Consider the following 15,825-nt stretch of genomic DNA (forward strand, 5'->3'; position numbering starts at 1 on the left):
AATTAGTGTTTTTTTCGTAATTGACAATTTAATATACTTCAATTATAAGCTCCATTGAAGCTATTTACATCACGAAAAAACAGCTTTCATACCAAAACACTGAAAACTATGAAAAATAACGTATAAAATGTAACAAGTTTAAAGTACTTTAGTCAAACATTATGAAAAGCATTTTTTAAACTCCTAAAATTCAAATTATGAAATTAAAGGTTACTCTCCTCTTATTTCTAAACATTGGCTTTTTTGCCTTTGCTCAGGAAAACCTAACCTATCAAAAACCTTCTAAATCGATATTAGATTTAGCCGATTACGAAAAAGCTCCAACAGTATCTATGGATACTAAAAAGGAGAATATGTTACTAATGTACAGAAACACATACAAAACATTAGACGATTTAAATCAGGAAGAACTTCGTTTAGGCGGATTGAGAATTAATCCGGTAACTAATATATCGAGTACGGTAACTTATACCATCAATCTTAAATTAAGAAAGATTAGCGGAAAGAACGAAATACAGGTTGCAGGTTTGCCTGACAATCCTAAAATAAGCAACATTTCATGGTCGCCAAATGATAAGAAAATTTTGTTTTCGCATACTACAAATTCAGGTGTAGAACTTTGGGTTATAGATGTAGCAACAGCAAAAGCGACAAAACTTACTGATGCGACTGTGAATGCAAATCTTGGTAATCCGTTTAGCTGGTTTCTAGACAATGAAACTATTTTGGTAAAAATGCTTCCTAAAAACAGAAAGCCTTTGTTAGATTCTAAAAAAGATCTGCCAACTGGTCCAATCATTTCAAGTACGGCAGGTGCAAAATCTCAAAACAGGACCTACCCTGACATGTTGAAAAACCAAAATGACGAAATTAATTTTGAGAACATCATCACATCAGAATTGTACAAAGTCAACCTTAACGGAACTGCGACTTTATTTAAAGAAGCAGCAATGTATGCGGGAGAAAAAATTTCGCCAGATGGTAATTACATTATGCTGACTACAATCCAGAAACCATTTTCATATGTAGTGCCTTTATATAGATTTCCATCTAAAACAGTTGTTTATGATGCAAGAGGAAAAGAAATTAAAACTGTTAATGAAGTTCCTTTAAACGAAATAATCCCTAAAGGTTTTATGGCTGTTAGAAAAGGAAAAAGAGAAATGGCCTGGAGAAATGACAAACCAGCGACATTATCTTATGTAGTTGCTCTGGACGAAGGAGATCCTGCAAATAAAGTTGAGTTTAGAGATGAAGTTTTTCTTTGGGATGCGCCTTTTGCAAACAATGCAACAACTTTAGCAAAAGTACCTCAACGTTATAACGACATAGTTTGGGGTAACGATAATATTGCTTTTCTTACTGATGAGTGGTACGACACGCGTAATACAAAAACGTATTTAATAAATCCGTCGAACCCAAGCCAGCAGCCAAAAGTAATTACAGACAGAAACCAACAAGACGTGTACTCAGATCCGGGAGTTTTTGAAACTAAAAAGAATGAGTACAATAAATATGTGTTAGCGATCGAAAAAGACAATGCATACCGAATTGGCGAAGGATATACAAAAGAAGGGCAATTTCCTTTTATTGATGAATTCAATTTAAAAACACTACAGGCAAAACGCCTATATACTTCTACTTATAAAGATAAAAAAGAAGATTTATTAGAAATTGAAGATTTTAAATCAGGTAAAGTTTTAGTTCAGATTCAGTCTAAAAGTGAGTATCCAAATTATTATTTCAGAAATATTAAAAAACAAAATAGCCTGACGCCAATTACATCTTTCCAAAATCCTTTTGAAAGTATTAAAAACGTGAGTAAAGAAGTAATTAAATACAAACGTAAAGATGGTGTTGAACTTTCAGGAACTCTATATCTGCCTGCAGGTTACGACAAAGCAAAAAAAGAGAAATTACCTTTATTAATCTGGGCTTATCCGGCTGAATACAAAGACAAAAACAGTGCAGGACAATCGACTCAAAACTCAAACGAATTTACATTTCCTTATTATGGATCTTTCGTTTATTGGGTAACCAAAGGATATGTTGTTCTTGATGATGCCGCTTTCCCAATTATTGGTGAAGGAACTACAGAACCTAACGACAACTTTATTTCGCAACTGGTTGATAATGCTGCTGCTGCAATTGATGCTGTAGACGCTTTAGGATATATTAACCGTAAAAAAGTAGCGGTTGGAGGACATTCGTACGGAGCTTTTATGACCGCTAATTTATTGACACATTCTAACTTATTTGCTTGTGGAATTGCCCGAAGCGGTGCTTACAACAGAACCTTAACTCCGTTTGGTTTCCAAACAGAGCAACGTAATTACTGGGAAGCTCCTGAGGTTTACACTGCAATGTCTCCTTTTATGAATGCAGATAAAATGAAAACACCACTTTTATTAGTTCACGGTGAAGCGGATAATAATCCAGGAACTTTTACTTTGCAGACAGAACGCTATTATCAAGCCTTAAAAGGTTTGGGAGCCACTACAAGAATGGTTATCTTACCTAAAGAAGCGCATAGCTATGTTGCCAAAGAAAACATCTTACACTTACTTTGGGAACAAGATCAGTTTTTAGAGAAGTATTTGAAAAACTAATCGATAAGATGAAATATTTACAACGCAAACCCGACAGGTTTTTAAAACCTGTTAGGTTTAATAAAACCAAAAATAAGAAACCCGATAGTTCAGACTATCGGGTTTCTTATTATATAGTATTTAAAAAGGATTATCTCATTTTCTCATTGACAAATTGCCTAATTTAAAGATAATTTAAACCTAAAAATATTTCCTGTTCAAGAGGTAAATCGATTTCACTTTCAAAAAAGATCAATTGCCTTTTATAAACTGTTTCAATAAGATAATGATTTCCTCTAAAATAAGTTTTTCTAATTTTTACCGGCAAATTGGATTCATTGACCATTTTAAACTGATGTGGATACACCAAAGTCTTATGCGTTTGATCTTCATAGGAAAGTAATAAATGAGTAGGAACTTCATTTACTTCACCAAAAAGCGATGCTACATATTTAGTTTCAGGATCTTCGTAAATTTTGGCCGGATTATCTTTTACGATAACTTCTCCGTTTCGCATTACGATCGCTTCATCTGCAAACGATAAAGCATCCGTACTATCATGTGTTGCAATAATACAGGTGATTCCCTTTTGTTTTAAATATTTGAATAAATTTCGACGCAAAGCATTTTTACGAAAAGCATCTATTTGACTAAAAGGTTCGTCCAGTAAAATTACTTCCGGCTCCAGGGCCAGAACTCTTACCAGTGCCACTCTCTGTTGTTGTCCTCCGCTTAAGAACTTCGCTTTTACATTCGAAAATTGTTCCATTTCTACCATTTCCAACAATTCCTGAACACGAAGTTTTTTCATGTTTGCAAAACCATTCGACAGAAACTTACCAACATTTTCGGCAACAGTTTCAAAAGGAGACAAATCAAAATCCTGAGCCAGATATTTCATATAAGGCATTCCGGGAATCAAATTGTATTTAGGACCTAAAATAGGTTTTTCGTTATAAAAAATCTTGCCTTCATTTAAATCATATAAACCATACATTAATTTAAGAAGCGTACTTTTTCCGCAGCCGCTTTCACCAATAATAGCAATATTTTCTCCTTTATTTATAGTAAAAGAAACGTTTTTTATAACAGGGTTTTCGGTATACGAAAAAGAGATATTTTGAATGTCGAGCATGGGTTATATTTGAAAGCACAAATTTACAATGTTTAATTTCTAAAGTCAAAAAAAAGCTGCTTCAATTATGAAACAGCTTTTAAGAAATTTTATTGCGTTTGAAACTTATTTTCCAGCTTCAGATTTTGCATCATTTACCATTTTGTCGTTTGCAGTAATAGAAAATTCTACACGACGGTTTTGCGCTTTTCCTTCAGCAGTATCATTTGTTGCAATAGGGTCAGCAATTCCTAAACCTGAAGTTTTGAAACGGCTTGCTTTTAATCCTTTTGCAACTAAGTAAGCTTGCACAGAAGCAGCTCTTTGTCCTGAAAGTGTTAAGTTATATTCTGGTTTTCCTGTATTATCAGTATAACCAAAAATTTGAATATCAGTATCGCCGTACTCATTAAATACAGGAACTAATTTATCTAAATTTGCTTTAGCCTGAGCTGTCAAAGTTGATTTGTTAGTATCAAAACGAACAGAGTTTTCATTTAAAGTTAAATGGATTCCTTCACCTACTCTTTCTACAGAAGCACCTGGTAAAGCCTGATCGATTTCACGAGCTTGTTTGTCCATTTTGTTTCCAATAAGCGCTCCGGTTCCACCACCTACGGCAGCTCCAATTGCAGCTCCAAGAGCAGCGTTTCCACCTTTACCTAAATTATTTCCTAAAATACCACCAATAAGACCACCGGCAACTACACCAATTCCAGCTCCTTTTTGTGTATTATTAGCGTTTTTTACTGAATCGCAACTTGTAAAGAAACTTACTAATACAAGTAAACTACTCAAACCTAAAACTGTTATCTTTTTCATATTATATATTTTTAATTTTAATTAGCTCTTTGAAATTGGTAAACAACGTCTTTTACTTGTCCTCCAACATTAATATTATCGATTAATTGAAAAGAAGTTTCAGTCACACTTCCAACTTTTAATAAGTAACCATCTCTTACTTTTTTTGCTTTAATTCCAGCATCAAGAATCTTAAGTACAAACATACCTTGATTATTAATACTCCATACAATTGGTGAACTAAAACCAGTACAGCTTGGCGCAGTTAATGCCATTGTTCCTTTGTTATTATTTGAGATAAAGCTCCATGTACTACCAATAAAGCACTTTGAATCTGCAAGATCAAAAGAATTTACTTTGATATATTCAGAACCAGGATAAGATACATTGGTTAAAACCCAATTTCCTTTAAGAGCGACTTGAGTAGATTTATCAAGTTTAGTCGATAGCGTAGTGGCTTCAGTTGAAGCTGTAGTCGAAGCTGATTTACACGCGAATAACATCGTGGCGATCATGCAAATGAAAATAATTTTCTTCATTTTGTACATTTATTTAAGTTAATACTTACTTATTTAACAATTATTGTACCACAAAGATACAATTCATAAGAATATCTTGTGTTCCAGAATCTAATTATTTTCTTTCAAAATTAACACTTACGACATTTTGTCATTTAAAATGCAATTGGTATTCTATTTGAAGAAATGAGAATCATCACATTAAACTAAAAAATTAAAAAAATATGACAACAGGTAAAATTAATGTTTCGGTAGAAAACATCTTTCCCTTAATCAAAAAGTTCTTGTATAGCGATCACGAAATCTTTTTACGTGAGTTAATTTCGAACGGAACCGATGCTACTTTAAAATTAAAACATTTAATAAGTATTGGTGAAGCTAAAGTTGAATACGGAAATCCTTTTATCGAAGTAAAAATCGATAAAGAAGGAAAAAAAATTCACATTATCGACCAGGGTCTGGGTATGACAGCTGATGAAGTAGAGAAATACATTAACCAGGTTGCTTTTTCAGGAGCCGAAGAATTTCTTGACAAATACAAAGATTCTGCTAAAGATTCCGGAATTATTGGACATTTTGGTCTTGGGTTCTATTCCGCATTTATGGTTGCCGAAAAAGTAGAAATCATCACTAAGTCATACAAAGATGAACCAGCTGCACACTGGACATGTGACGGAAGCCCTGAATTTACTTTAGAGCCGGCTGACAAAACTTCACGTGGTACAGAAATCATCCTGCATATTGCCGAAGATTCTCTTGAATTTTTAGAAGATTCAAAAATCAGCGGATTATTAAACAAATACAACAAGTTTATGCCTATTCCGATTAAATTCGGAACAAGAACAGAAACACTTCCAAAACCGGAAGATGCTCCTGAAGATTACGTAAACGAAACTCTTGAAGTAGACAATATCATCAACAACCCTAATCCGGCATGGACCAAACAACCAACTGAATTATCTGATGAAGATTATAAAAACTTCTATAGAGAATTGTATCCAATGCAATTTGAGGATCCTTTGTTTCACATTCATTTAAATGTAGATTACCCATTCAACTTAACAGGAATCTTGTATTTCCCTAAGTTAGGATCTGATATGCAAATTCAGAAAGATAAAATTCAATTGTACCAAAACCAAGTTTACGTTACCGATAACGTAGAAGGAATTGTACCTGAATTTTTGACAATGCTAAAAGGAGTTATCGACTCACCGGATATCCCGTTGAACGTTTCTCGTTCAGGATTACAAGCGGATGGCGCGGTGAAAAAAATCTCTAACTATATTACTCGTAAAGTAGCAGATAAATTAAAAGCTTTATTCAACGAAAACCGTGCTGATTTTGAAGCTAAATGGAACGATATTAAAATCGTTTTAGAGTACGGAATGCTTTCTGAAGATAAATTCTATGAAAAAGCAGGTGCATTTGTTTTATATCCGACCGTTGATGATACTTATTTTACTCTTGAAGAATTAAAAGAGAAATTAAAAGAAAATCAAACAGATAAAGACGGAAAACTAGTCGTTCTTTATGCAGGAAATAAAGAAGCACAACACTCTTATATTGAAACAGCGAAAGAAAAAGGATACGAAGTATTACTTTTAGATTCTCCTATTATCTCGCACTTGATTCAAAAAATTGAAGGAGACAATAAAGATGTAACTTTTGTACGTGTAGATTCTGATCATATTGATAATTTGATCAAAAAAGACGAAAACACGATTTCTAAATTATCTGATGAAGAAAAAGAAACTTTAAAAACTTCATTAGAAGCTTATATCCCTAAAGCATATAGTGTACAACTAGAAGCTATGGATAGCCAGGCAGCGCCATTTATCATCACGCAACCTGAATTTATGCGTAGAATGAAAGAAATGAGCCAGTCTGGTGGTGGCGGAATGTTTGGAATGGGAAATATGCCGGAAATGTACAATTTGGTAGTAAACACCAATTCTGATCTGGCAACCAACATCTTGAATACTGAAGATAAAACACATCAGGAACACTTGGTAAAACAAGCTTTGGATTTAGCTAAATTATCGCAAAACCTTTTAAAAGGAGAAGCTTTAACGGCGTTCGTAAAAAGAAGTTTCGAAATGATTAAATAATATTTTTAATCGAATAAATATTTAAAAATCCTGTAGGCTCAGCTTACAGGATTTTTTTTATGCTTTTATTTTCCAAAACCCTGAAAATAGATTGTAATTTATTTTTCGGAAAATTTAAACACTACATCATTACATTCAAACTATTTTCTTTATTTTGCAGCAAAATCTAAAAAACCAATGAAAAAATCAATTATTGCTTTTGTTACACTCGCATTATTAGCATCTTGTAGCAAAAAAGAATCTACCGACAACTTGCACCTTACAGGAAACATAAAAGGATTAAAAAACGGAACTTTATACATTCAAAGATTCGTTGACACCGCTCTTGTTGCAATTGACAGCATTAAAATAGATGGAGATTCTTCTTTTGAAAGCGACATTAAACTAGAATCTCCTGAGGTACTTTACTTGTATCTGGATCGTGGTGTTACGAATTCATTAGACAATAACATTTTATTCTTTGCAGAACCCGGCAACGTCAACATCGATACCAATTTGGATAACTTTATCTTTAGTGCAAAAATTACGGGATCTAAAAACCAGGAATTATATGATGAATACAAAAAAATAAACTCTCGTTTTAACGACGAAAATCTTTCTATGGTTGAATCAAGATTTAAAGCTATAAAAAGACAAGATCAAAAAGCAATAGACAGCATAGACGTAAAACAAGAATCTAATATTAAAAGAAAATACTTGTATGCTACAAACTTTGCTCTTAACAATAAAGATCACGAAATCGCACCTTATATTGCTTTATCTGAGATTTATGACATCAATGTCAAATTCCTTGATACAATTCAAAAATCGATGACTCCTAAAGTAGCACAGTCATTTTACGGAAAAAAATTAACTAAGTATGTTGCCGACATTAAAAAAGAGCAACAAAAACAATAATACAGCATTGGCAAAAACAAAAAAAGTCCTGAGAAATCTCAGGACTTTTTTGTTTTATAGCAAATTCCAAATTTTAAATTCCAAATTCCAAACTATAACGAAACTAACTTTATAATTGAATTGGAATTTGGAATTTCAAAAAATTGGAATTTATTTTCAGCTTATCTTCCTAACAAAGCTCCGAACATAGAAAGAACAAATATCAATCCGTACAATACTAAAATAGCAAGCGTAAAAATACCAAGGAATTTGTAATGAGATTTCAAATACCCAAAAGAGCTGGTTAATGCTTCGGTATCATTGTCTCTAAAAGCTTTTTTTGCATTAGATGCAAATTTGAATAAATAATAAACCGGGAAGAAATAAATTGCTCCAATAATAAAATACACTATTCCTATTACTACCCCAAAAGAACCACCCATTGCACTAGCACCGGGAATAACAGATCCCATTGCCGCGAAAAAGGTTCCTGCAAAAACTGCAATTAGCATTATAAGTCCAATACCTACAAATCCTACTATTGATAAAAAGTAAGCCCATTTTGCGGTTTCTTTTAAAAAGTCTTTTGCAGATTGATCGAGTTGTAACTCAAATTTTTCAAAAACTGAATTTTCTTCCATTTGTTAAATATGTTTTGGTTAAGAAACAAACATAAGAAAAATATTGTTACAATTTTTCATCAAAGCAAATTCCCAATTAAATAATAACATTAAAATTCAAAATCTCAATTCGTTTTATAATGCAAAAAGAGGCTCTTGCGAGGCCTCTCCCTTATTAATACTGTTTATAAAAAGATTTATTTCCCTTTTAATATATTTTCTAAATATTCGATTTTATCTTTTTCAACCTGAACCAAACGTTCGTAAAGTTCGACCACTTTATCAAGTGGATTGAATGAACAGTGCTGATTTTGACTGAATGCTCCCTGACTATTGCTGAAATCACTATCATGAAATGTGTTGAAATAATTAATCATATTTTCTTCCGAAAAATTCTTAATTGCTTCCGCAGTTACACCAAGTGCTTTTGCCACTTCAATTAATTTTTCTTCATCTATAGTTTCACTATTTTCAATAATCGAAATAGCCTGTTGATTTGTTCCTAAAGCCTGAGCTAACGCTTCTTGCTTCATATCTCTAAGTTCTCGAATACGGCTAATTTTTCGCCCTATATGATTTGGTCTTGCTAATGTGCTCATAATTCAAAGATAATGATTAAGTGTAATAACAACAATATGTAAAAAACATACTAGCGATATATAATACTGATAATTGATTCAACTGCTTGGCTACATTGCCTGAAACAAAAATACAATTTTCCTGACAAGAACCAGAACTTTTTACAACAAGGATTTTTTTTTACCACAGAGATCCTAAAAGATTTTCACAAAGTTCACGAAAGCATATCGCTCTCTGTGGTAAAAAATAATTTCAATTAATTCCAAAAAAAAACCATCACTAAAAGTGATGGTTTTACGTTGAGCCGGCGGAGGGACTCGAACCCACGACCTGCTGATTACAAATCAGCTGCTCTAGCCAACTGAGCTACGCTGGCGACTCATTACGTTTACAAATACAAGTGGTTTTTCAATTATCCACAATAATTCGCCTTTTATTTTAATTAAAAACCACCACTAAAAGTGATGGTTTTGTTGAGCCGGCGGAGGGACTCGAACCCACGACCTGCTGATTACAAATCAGCTGCTCTAGCCAACTGAGCTACGCTGGCGACTCATTACGGGTGCAAATATAAAGCGGTTTTTCGTTTTACCAAAATAAATTTGCACTTTTTTTATACTTTTTTTGCTTACAATTCGTTGATTTTAGCAATCAATTGATTAGCAGTTTCTTCCAATTCAACATTGATTTGTTTGAAGTGCGCTTTTTTGTTTTCAACGTTCTTAGCATTCACTTTAGTGATCAAAGTATCAAAAGCTGCGATAGCCTGATCGATCAAAGCATTCGTTTCCGGAGTTGGATTTCCTGTTGTAGACATTTCGAATAAGTAAATTGCCTCAATAATATCTCCTAATACGAAGTTGATGTCTTTCTTTAAATTTTTAACGTTTGCCATTTTTATTTTAATTTTAATTTGCGACTGCAAAAGTACATATAATCTTTCTATTAAGTGCTATGAAATGTAAATTTCTAAAATAGAAGCTTTTCCGTTCAAAATAAATGCATTTATCTCAGCCGGAACCAAAACGGTATCTCCTTTTATATAGGTTTGTTTGAATCCTTCAAATTCAATTTCAAAACTTCCTTCGATACACATATAAACCGTAAAAGTTTCTCCTGATTTAGAAACTTCAACTTTATTTTCTAACGGAATAAAATTGGTGGTAAAATAAGGACAATCAACCACTACATTTGATGCATTAGCTTTTGTCTCATATTTCTTTTGCGTATCTACCTTATTATAGTTGATAGCATCAAGTGCCAAATCTACATGAAGTTCTCTGGTATTTCCCTGAGCATCTTTTCGATCAAAATCATATAAACGATACGTGATATCAGATGTTTGCTGAATTTCGGCTACGACTAATCCTGCACCAATAGCATGAACAGTTCCGGTTTCTAAAAAGAAAACATCTCCTGCTTTTGCCTTTACAGTATCTAAAATCGAAACCAGGGTTTTATCCTCTAAATGTTTTAAATATTCCTCTTTGTTTGAATTTTCTTTAAAACCTACAATGATTCTCGCATCAGCATCAGCTTGTGTTACATACCACATTTCGGTTTTACCAAAAGAGTTATGACGCTCTTTTGCCAATTTATCATTAGGATGTACTTGTATCGAAAGATCTTCGCGGGCATCTAAATATTTAAAAAGTAACGGAAATTGTTTTCCAAATCGCTCGTAAACTTTTGTTCCCAGAATTTCATTTGGCATTTCATCAATAAGTTCCATCAATGATTTTCCCTTCAATACTCCGTTAGAAACAACACTTACATCGCCTTCTACGGTTGATAACTCCCAACTTTCGCCAGTTATTTTAGAAGTAATGGGCTTATTCAAAATTGTTTTCAACTTCTCTCCTCCCCAGATTCTATCTTTAAGAATGGGCTCAAATTGTAAAGGGTATGATTTTAGGTTCATTTTTTTTAAGGCTAATATTTTTATTAATTTAATAATATTACTTTTTTTCTATAATACTAATTCTTTGACAGTTTCAAGCGCTTTCGGAATGTGTTTTCCGGCATTCATACTATCAAAAATCAAAATAACAACACCGTTTCTATCAATAACATACGTTACTCTTCCCGGTAAAAGACCAAATAAAGTATCGCGAACCCCAAAAAGGTGTCGCAGTTTTTTATCCTGATCAGATAAGAGTATAAAAGGCAACTGATGTTTGTTGGCAAATTTGTGATGTGATTTTACACTATCGCTGCTTATACCAATAACTTCAGCACCAAGATCTTTAAAATCTTCGTATTGATCTCTAAAGCTACAAGCTTCAGTAGTACATCCTGGCGTATTATCTTTTGGGTAAAAATAAATCACAAGAGGCTTTCGACCCAAAACACTTTGGCTTTCAAAAACTTCTCCGTGACTATCTTTTGCAGTAAAATTCGGAACTATATCTCCTATTTTTAGTGACATTTATTATTCTCCTTTATAAGTTACAAAATTGCGATCCGTTTCATTCAGAACGATTTCTAAGTCAAAATCGGGCTGAATTCTTTTTCTAATTTTATTCCATATCACAACCGCAATATTTTCTGCTGTTGGATTCAAATCCTGAAATTCCGGAACATCCAGATTCAGGTTTTTGTGATCAAACGGAATTTCTACCTCTTCCAGTATAATATCCGCTAATACTTTCACATCTAAAACAAAACCAGTTTCCGGGTCAATTTTTCCTGTAACACTTACTGTTAAACCATAATTATGACCATGAAAATTGGGATTATTACATTTTCCAAAAACAGCATTGTTTTTTTCAGATGTCCAATCTTTTCTGTGCAATCGATGTGCAGCATTAAAATGCGCTTTTCTTGATATGGTTACTCTCATTTGGTGGTTGGTTAGTCTGGGTTATAGCTTGTGATCTTCTAAATAATGATCAAATTCATCAAAAATTATCTTAAACCAAACGGTATAAATCTCAGGTTGTTTCTGTATATCCGCTTTTACATCTTCAATCTTCATCCATTTCCAGTCTTCTACTTCTTCAGGATTGATGGCGGGATTATCGTTATAATAGCCAATCATAACATGATCGAGTTCATGCTCTGTTAAACCATTATCAAAAGGAGCTTTATAAATAAAATGAAAGAGTTCTTTCAACTCGGCTTTAAAACCCATTTCCTCAAACAATCTTCTGCTTCCGGCTTCAACATTCGTTTCTCCCTCACGCTGATGGCTACAACATGTATTGGTCCAGAGTAAAGGCGAGTGGTATTTGTGATGAGCACGTTGCTGCAGCATTATTTCATTTTTATCATTTAAAATAAAAACCGAAAAAGCACGATGCAGAACTGCTTTTTCATGTGCTTCTAATTTTGGCATTAAGCCAATTTGCTCATCGTTTTGGTTTACTAATATTACGTTTTCTTCTATCATAGGGCTTATTGATCAAACAAAAATACGAAAAAAGAAATGGCTTGAAAATCCTAGACGAGATTGTGAAAAGTTTAACGAGCATTGCATTTTACAAAAAACTGATTCACAACAAAATACACATCATTCAATCGCAAAAATCCTTTAAAAATAAGCCTTAAAAACTAAAACTGAATGTTTTACGTACATAATAAAAGTTAAAACATACTTAAAAAAATCTCAATTGTACAATACACAGGATTTCAGGGCGAAATCTAGTTGTATCTTTGAAATCACAGAATTAAAGCACTCAAAAACAATGAAAACAAAAACCCAAATCTTCAGCCTTTGCTTTTTAATTCCGCTTTTTATTTTACAGGCATGCGGACAAAGTGCAAAAAAACAAAATACCAAAACAGTAGTCATGGAAAACAAAATCACTAAACCTGGAAATCCTTATTATTCGAATACAGATACTACCAAACTTAATGTCACGGATGCTGAGTGGAAAAAGGTATTACCCGAAGATGTTTATGATGTAATGCGCAACGCAGATACCGAAAGACCTTTTACCGGAAAATACTGGAATACAGACGAAAAAGGAACTTATTATTGCGCTTCGTGCGGCAACTTACTTTTTCGCTCCGGAGCAAAATTTGCCAGCAGCTGCGGATGGCCAAGCTTTTTTGAACAAGAAAACAAAAAAAGCGTAGTGTATAAAAATGATAATTCCCTCGGGATGGAAAGAATCGAAGCGCTTTGCGGACGTTGCGGCGGACATTTAGGTCATTTATTCGATGACGGACCTGAACCAACCGGAAAACGCTATTGCATGAATTCGATCGCACTTGATTTTGTTCCTGATTCTAAATAAAACAACGATGAAAAATATATTTCTAATTGCCATTTTTGCATTATCCCTAAATGGATTTGCACAAAATACCAAAACAAAAAGTGCTTCAAACCTGGAAACTATTACCCTTGGCGGAGGTTGTTATTGGTGCGTTGAAGCTGTTTACGAAAATTTAGACGGAGTCAAATCTGTAGTTTCGGGTTTCTCCGGAGGAAAAGTAGCAAATCCTACTTATGAAGAAGTTTGCACGGGAACCACCGGTCACGCCGAAGTGGTTCAGATCACCTACGACAAAACTAAAACAGATATCAATGAAATTTTTCAGGTTTTCTTTACCGTTCATGATCCAACGACATTAAATCGTCAGGGGGCAGATGTTGGAACTCAATATCGTTCTGTTATTTTTTATAAAAATGAAGAACAGAAAAAAGCAGCCCAAAGCATTATTGCAGAATTAAACAAAGCAAAAGTCTACAACAGTCCTATTGTGACAAAAGTAGAACCTTTTAAAGTTTTCTATAAAGCCGAAGATTATCACCAAAATTATTATGCAAACAACAAGAGTCAACCGTATTGCAAAATGGTAATTCAGCCGAAAATAGAAAAATTCGAAAAAGTATTTAAAGACAAATTAAAAAAGAAATAACAGACTTTTATATTGGTTAATAATAGTTGCCGTTCATGTAAGTGAACGGTTTTTTTTTATTTTTTTTGCCACGAATTTTACGAATTATCACGAATTAGAATTAAGCATTCTAAAGAAAAAAATTAGTGGATTTTTGCGAAATTCGTAGCAAACTTTTTTCTACACTAGCAATCCATATTTTTTGTAATTTGCAACCACAAAACCAATTAAAAACCACAAAATGAAGCAATTATTTTTCTTCTTTGCCTTATTCTTAACATTTTTTCAAATACACTCTCAGGAGAATTTACCAACAGATTATCTCTCAAAAGAATTTCATAAAGGCCGTCGGGAAGCATTTAGAAATCTAATGCCTGCAAATTCTGTGGCATTAATATTCTCTTATCCCGAAAGAGTTTTCTCAAAAGACATTAATTATAATTATCATCAAAATCCTGACTTGTATTATTTATCAGGATATAAAGAACCGGATGCCGTTTTATTCATTTTTAAAGAAACTCAGGGACCAGAAAAATACAATGAAGTTCTTTTTGTGAGAGAAAGAAATGCCAGCAAAGAAACCTGGACCGGAAGACGCCTTGGAACCGAAGGCGCAAAATCTAAACTAGGATTTACAGCGGTTTATAACGGTAAAGATTTTAAAGATTTTGCAATCGATTTAAAAAAGTTCAACAAGATCATTTATGATAAAATCCCAACAGATATTGGCAATGACAAAAGCGGATTTGATCTTTATGGTTTGTTAGAAAGTTTTAAAACCAAAGCTGGAATCTCAAAAGAAAATGAAGCCTCATCAACAGATCTTTTTACAAACATTACAAACACACTTCGCGAAATAAAAACGCCCGAAGAAATGGATTTGCTTCGTAAATCGATCAAACTTTCCTGCATCGCACACAACGAAGTCATGAAAGCCATTGGACCAAATATGAGCGAAAACGAAGCCGACGGAATTCACGCATACGTGCACAGACATTACGGTGCCGAAGGCGAAGGTTACCCGCCAATTGTAGGTGCCGGAGCAAACGGATGCATCCTGCATTACGGAGAAAACAACGCTACAAAAATCGATAATCAATTATTATTGATGGATGTAGGTTCTGAATATCACGGGTATTCTGCCGATGTCACCAGAACAATTCCGGCAAACGGAAAATTCACCGAAGAACAAAAAGCCATTTACCAATTGGTTTACGAAGCTCAGGAAGAAGTTTTTAAAATCGCCAAACCAGGAACTCCATTTCAGGATTTAAATCAAAAATCAAGAGAAGTAATTGCGGCAGGATTAATCAAGCTTGGAATTATTACAGATCCTAAAGATGCCCGAATATATTATCCGCACAGCTGTTCGCATTATCTAGGTTTAGATGTTCATGACAAAGGAAATTATGCCGGCATTCTAAAAGAAAATATGGTGCTCACCGTTGAACCCGGAATCTATATTCCGGCAAACAGCAAATGTGATAAAAAATGGTGGAATATTGGCGTTCGTATCGAAGATGATATCGCCATTACAAAAGATTCTTACGAAAATTTATCAGCAGAATCCCCAAGAAAGTGGCAGGATATCGAAAAACTTTCTGCACAAAAAAGCACTTTCAACGAAATGAAATTTCCTAAAATATAATTATTTTTTTTGCCACAGATTAAAAGATTTTCAGAGATTATATCAGGTTAAATTTTAAAAAAAATCCTTTAAATCATCTAATCTGTGGCAAAAAAATCAAAGCCTTGTTTCTCTTGGAACGAGGTTTT

The 15,825-nt window shown here is 33.5% G+C and carries 16 protein-coding genes and 2 tRNA genes; 6 read left to right on the top strand and 12 right to left on the bottom strand.

The genetic code is table 11. The features are described from left to right. Positions 1 to 197: 197 nt before the first annotated feature. Entirely contained in the window at positions 198 to 2,609 is a 2,412-nt protein-coding gene (locus tag ACIDC4_RS11410; RefSeq protein WP_412045323.1) for a S9 family peptidase, read from the top strand. Between the two features lie 163 nt (positions 2,610 to 2,772). On the opposite strand, the gene ACIDC4_RS11415 is transcribed toward ACIDC4_RS11410, so the two are convergent. From ACIDC4_RS11415 to ACIDC4_RS11425, 3 genes are all read right to left on the bottom strand, one after another. Next, positions 2,773 to 3,723, bottom strand: coding sequence for an ABC transporter ATP-binding protein (locus tag ACIDC4_RS11415; protein WP_412045322.1), 951 nt, complete (start codon positions 3,721 to 3,723; stop codon positions 2,773 to 2,775). 105 nt (positions 3,724 to 3,828) lie between these two features. Beyond that, complete coding sequence (locus tag ACIDC4_RS11420) at positions 3,829 to 4,524, bottom strand: YiaD family glycine zipper/OmpA-like lipoprotein (protein WP_412045321.1); 696 nt, start codon at positions 4,522 to 4,524, stop codon at positions 3,829 to 3,831. 17 nt (positions 4,525 to 4,541) lie between these two features. Further along, positions 4,542 to 5,042 carry a lipocalin family protein gene (locus ACIDC4_RS11425; RefSeq protein ID WP_208683758.1) on the bottom strand — a complete coding sequence of 167 codons (501 nt, stop codon included), beginning with the start codon at positions 5,040 to 5,042 and terminating at the stop codon, positions 4,542 to 4,544. A 203-nt stretch (positions 5,043 to 5,245) separates the two neighbouring features. Here ACIDC4_RS11425 and htpG point away from each other — a divergent pair, with 203 nt between their 5' ends. Both htpG and ACIDC4_RS11435 read left to right on the top strand, forming a co-directional pair. Then, on the top strand, positions 5,246 to 7,129 hold the full coding sequence (gene htpG / locus ACIDC4_RS11430; protein ID WP_412045320.1) for a molecular chaperone HtpG: 1,884 nt from the start codon (positions 5,246 to 5,248) through the stop codon (positions 7,127 to 7,129). A gap of 177 nt (positions 7,130 to 7,306) precedes the next feature. Further along, positions 7,307 to 8,026 (top strand): DUF4369 domain-containing protein, encoded by a 720-nt coding sequence (locus tag ACIDC4_RS11435; RefSeq protein WP_412045319.1) that lies wholly within the window; start codon positions 7,307 to 7,309, stop codon positions 8,024 to 8,026. 161 nt (positions 8,027 to 8,187) lie between these two features. Here the strand turns inward: ACIDC4_RS11435 and ACIDC4_RS11440 are convergent, their stop codons facing one another. From ACIDC4_RS11440 to idi, 9 genes are all read right to left on the bottom strand, one after another. Then, positions 8,188 to 8,646: a DUF5362 family protein gene (locus ACIDC4_RS11440; protein ID WP_412045318.1), complete on the bottom strand. Its 459-nt coding sequence runs from the start codon at positions 8,644 to 8,646 to the stop codon at positions 8,188 to 8,190. 176 nt (positions 8,647 to 8,822) lie between these two features. After that, positions 8,823 to 9,224: a helix-turn-helix domain-containing protein gene (locus ACIDC4_RS11445; RefSeq protein ID WP_412045317.1), complete on the bottom strand. Its 402-nt coding sequence runs from the start codon at positions 9,222 to 9,224 to the stop codon at positions 8,823 to 8,825. A gap of 282 nt (positions 9,225 to 9,506) precedes the next feature. Continuing rightward, positions 9,507 to 9,580: transfer RNA gene (locus ACIDC4_RS11450), tRNA-Thr, on the bottom strand. A 100-nt stretch (positions 9,581 to 9,680) separates the two neighbouring features. After that, positions 9,681 to 9,754 (bottom strand) — tRNA-Thr (locus ACIDC4_RS11455). Positions 9,755 to 9,832: 78 nt separating this feature from the next. Next, entirely contained in the window at positions 9,833 to 10,099 is a 267-nt protein-coding gene (locus ACIDC4_RS11460; RefSeq protein WP_026982865.1) for a hypothetical protein, read from the bottom strand. A gap of 57 nt (positions 10,100 to 10,156) precedes the next feature. After that, positions 10,157 to 11,125, bottom strand: a complete 969-nt coding sequence (locus tag ACIDC4_RS11465) for a type I phosphomannose isomerase catalytic subunit (protein ID WP_412043794.1) — start codon at positions 11,123 to 11,125, stop codon at positions 10,157 to 10,159. 48 nt (positions 11,126 to 11,173) lie between these two features. Continuing rightward, complete coding sequence (locus ACIDC4_RS11470; protein WP_194617238.1) at positions 11,174 to 11,632, bottom strand: peroxiredoxin; 459 nt, start codon at positions 11,630 to 11,632, stop codon at positions 11,174 to 11,176. A gap of 3 nt (positions 11,633 to 11,635) precedes the next feature. Beyond that, a complete protein-coding gene (locus ACIDC4_RS11475) occupies positions 11,636 to 12,046 on the bottom strand; it encodes a 6-carboxytetrahydropterin synthase (RefSeq protein ID WP_208683751.1) in 411 nt (136 codons plus the stop codon). A 21-nt stretch (positions 12,047 to 12,067) separates the two neighbouring features. Beyond that, positions 12,068 to 12,595 carry an isopentenyl-diphosphate Delta-isomerase gene (gene idi / locus ACIDC4_RS11480; RefSeq protein WP_412043793.1) on the bottom strand — a complete coding sequence of 176 codons (528 nt, stop codon included), beginning with the start codon at positions 12,593 to 12,595 and terminating at the stop codon, positions 12,068 to 12,070. Between the two features lie 295 nt (positions 12,596 to 12,890). Here idi and msrB point away from each other — a divergent pair, with 295 nt between their 5' ends. From msrB to ACIDC4_RS11495, 3 genes are all read left to right on the top strand, one after another. Continuing rightward, positions 12,891 to 13,445 (top strand): peptide-methionine (R)-S-oxide reductase MsrB, encoded by a 555-nt coding sequence (msrB, locus tag ACIDC4_RS11485; protein WP_412043792.1) that lies wholly within the window; start codon positions 12,891 to 12,893, stop codon positions 13,443 to 13,445. 7 nt (positions 13,446 to 13,452) lie between these two features. Next, on the top strand, positions 13,453 to 14,070 hold the full coding sequence (gene msrA, locus ACIDC4_RS11490) for a peptide-methionine (S)-S-oxide reductase MsrA (protein ID WP_412043791.1): 618 nt from the start codon (positions 13,453 to 13,455) through the stop codon (positions 14,068 to 14,070). Positions 14,071 to 14,290: 220 nt separating this feature from the next. Next, complete coding sequence (locus ACIDC4_RS11495) at positions 14,291 to 15,697, top strand: aminopeptidase P N-terminal domain-containing protein (RefSeq protein WP_412043790.1); 1,407 nt, start codon at positions 14,291 to 14,293, stop codon at positions 15,695 to 15,697. Positions 15,698 to 15,825 lie beyond the last annotated feature (128 nt).

The sequence above is a fragment of the Flavobacterium sp. C3NV genome, from assembly GCF_046825355.2.
In the GTDB taxonomy this organism is placed as follows: domain Bacteria; phylum Bacteroidota; class Bacteroidia; order Flavobacteriales; family Flavobacteriaceae; genus Flavobacterium.

Coding starts and splice junctions, on each gene's coding strand:
- ACIDC4_RS11410 (WP_412045323.1), top strand. CDS start 198: ATGAAATTAAAGGTTACTCTCCTCTTATTTCTAAACATTGGCTTTTTT.
- ACIDC4_RS11415 (WP_412045322.1), bottom strand. CDS start 3,723: ATGCTCGACATTCAAAATATCTCTTTTTCGTATACCGAAAACCCTGTT.
- ACIDC4_RS11420 (WP_412045321.1), bottom strand. CDS start 4,524: ATGAAAAAGATAACAGTTTTAGGTTTGAGTAGTTTACTTGTATTAGTA.
- ACIDC4_RS11425 (WP_208683758.1), bottom strand. CDS start 5,042: ATGAAGAAAATTATTTTCATTTGCATGATCGCCACGATGTTATTCGCG.
- htpG (WP_412045320.1), top strand. CDS start 5,246: ATGACAACAGGTAAAATTAATGTTTCGGTAGAAAACATCTTTCCCTTA.
- ACIDC4_RS11435 (WP_412045319.1), top strand. CDS start 7,307: ATGAAAAAATCAATTATTGCTTTTGTTACACTCGCATTATTAGCATCT.
- ACIDC4_RS11440 (WP_412045318.1), bottom strand. CDS start 8,646: ATGGAAGAAAATTCAGTTTTTGAAAAATTTGAGTTACAACTCGATCAA.
- ACIDC4_RS11445 (WP_412045317.1), bottom strand. CDS start 9,224: ATGAGCACATTAGCAAGACCAAATCATATAGGGCGAAAAATTAGCCGT.
- ACIDC4_RS11460 (WP_026982865.1), bottom strand. CDS start 10,099: ATGGCAAACGTTAAAAATTTAAAGAAAGACATCAACTTCGTATTAGGA.
- ACIDC4_RS11465 (WP_412043794.1), bottom strand. CDS start 11,125: ATGAACCTAAAATCATACCCTTTACAATTTGAGCCCATTCTTAAAGAT.
- ACIDC4_RS11470 (WP_194617238.1), bottom strand. CDS start 11,632: ATGTCACTAAAAATAGGAGATATAGTTCCGAATTTTACTGCAAAAGAT.
- ACIDC4_RS11475 (WP_208683751.1), bottom strand. CDS start 12,046: ATGAGAGTAACCATATCAAGAAAAGCGCATTTTAATGCTGCACATCGA.
- idi (WP_412043793.1), bottom strand. CDS start 12,595: ATGATAGAAGAAAACGTAATATTAGTAAACCAAAACGATGAGCAAATT.
- msrB (WP_412043792.1), top strand. CDS start 12,891: ATGAAAACAAAAACCCAAATCTTCAGCCTTTGCTTTTTAATTCCGCTT.
- msrA (WP_412043791.1), top strand. CDS start 13,453: ATGAAAAATATATTTCTAATTGCCATTTTTGCATTATCCCTAAATGGA.
- ACIDC4_RS11495 (WP_412043790.1), top strand. CDS start 14,291: ATGAAGCAATTATTTTTCTTCTTTGCCTTATTCTTAACATTTTTTCAA.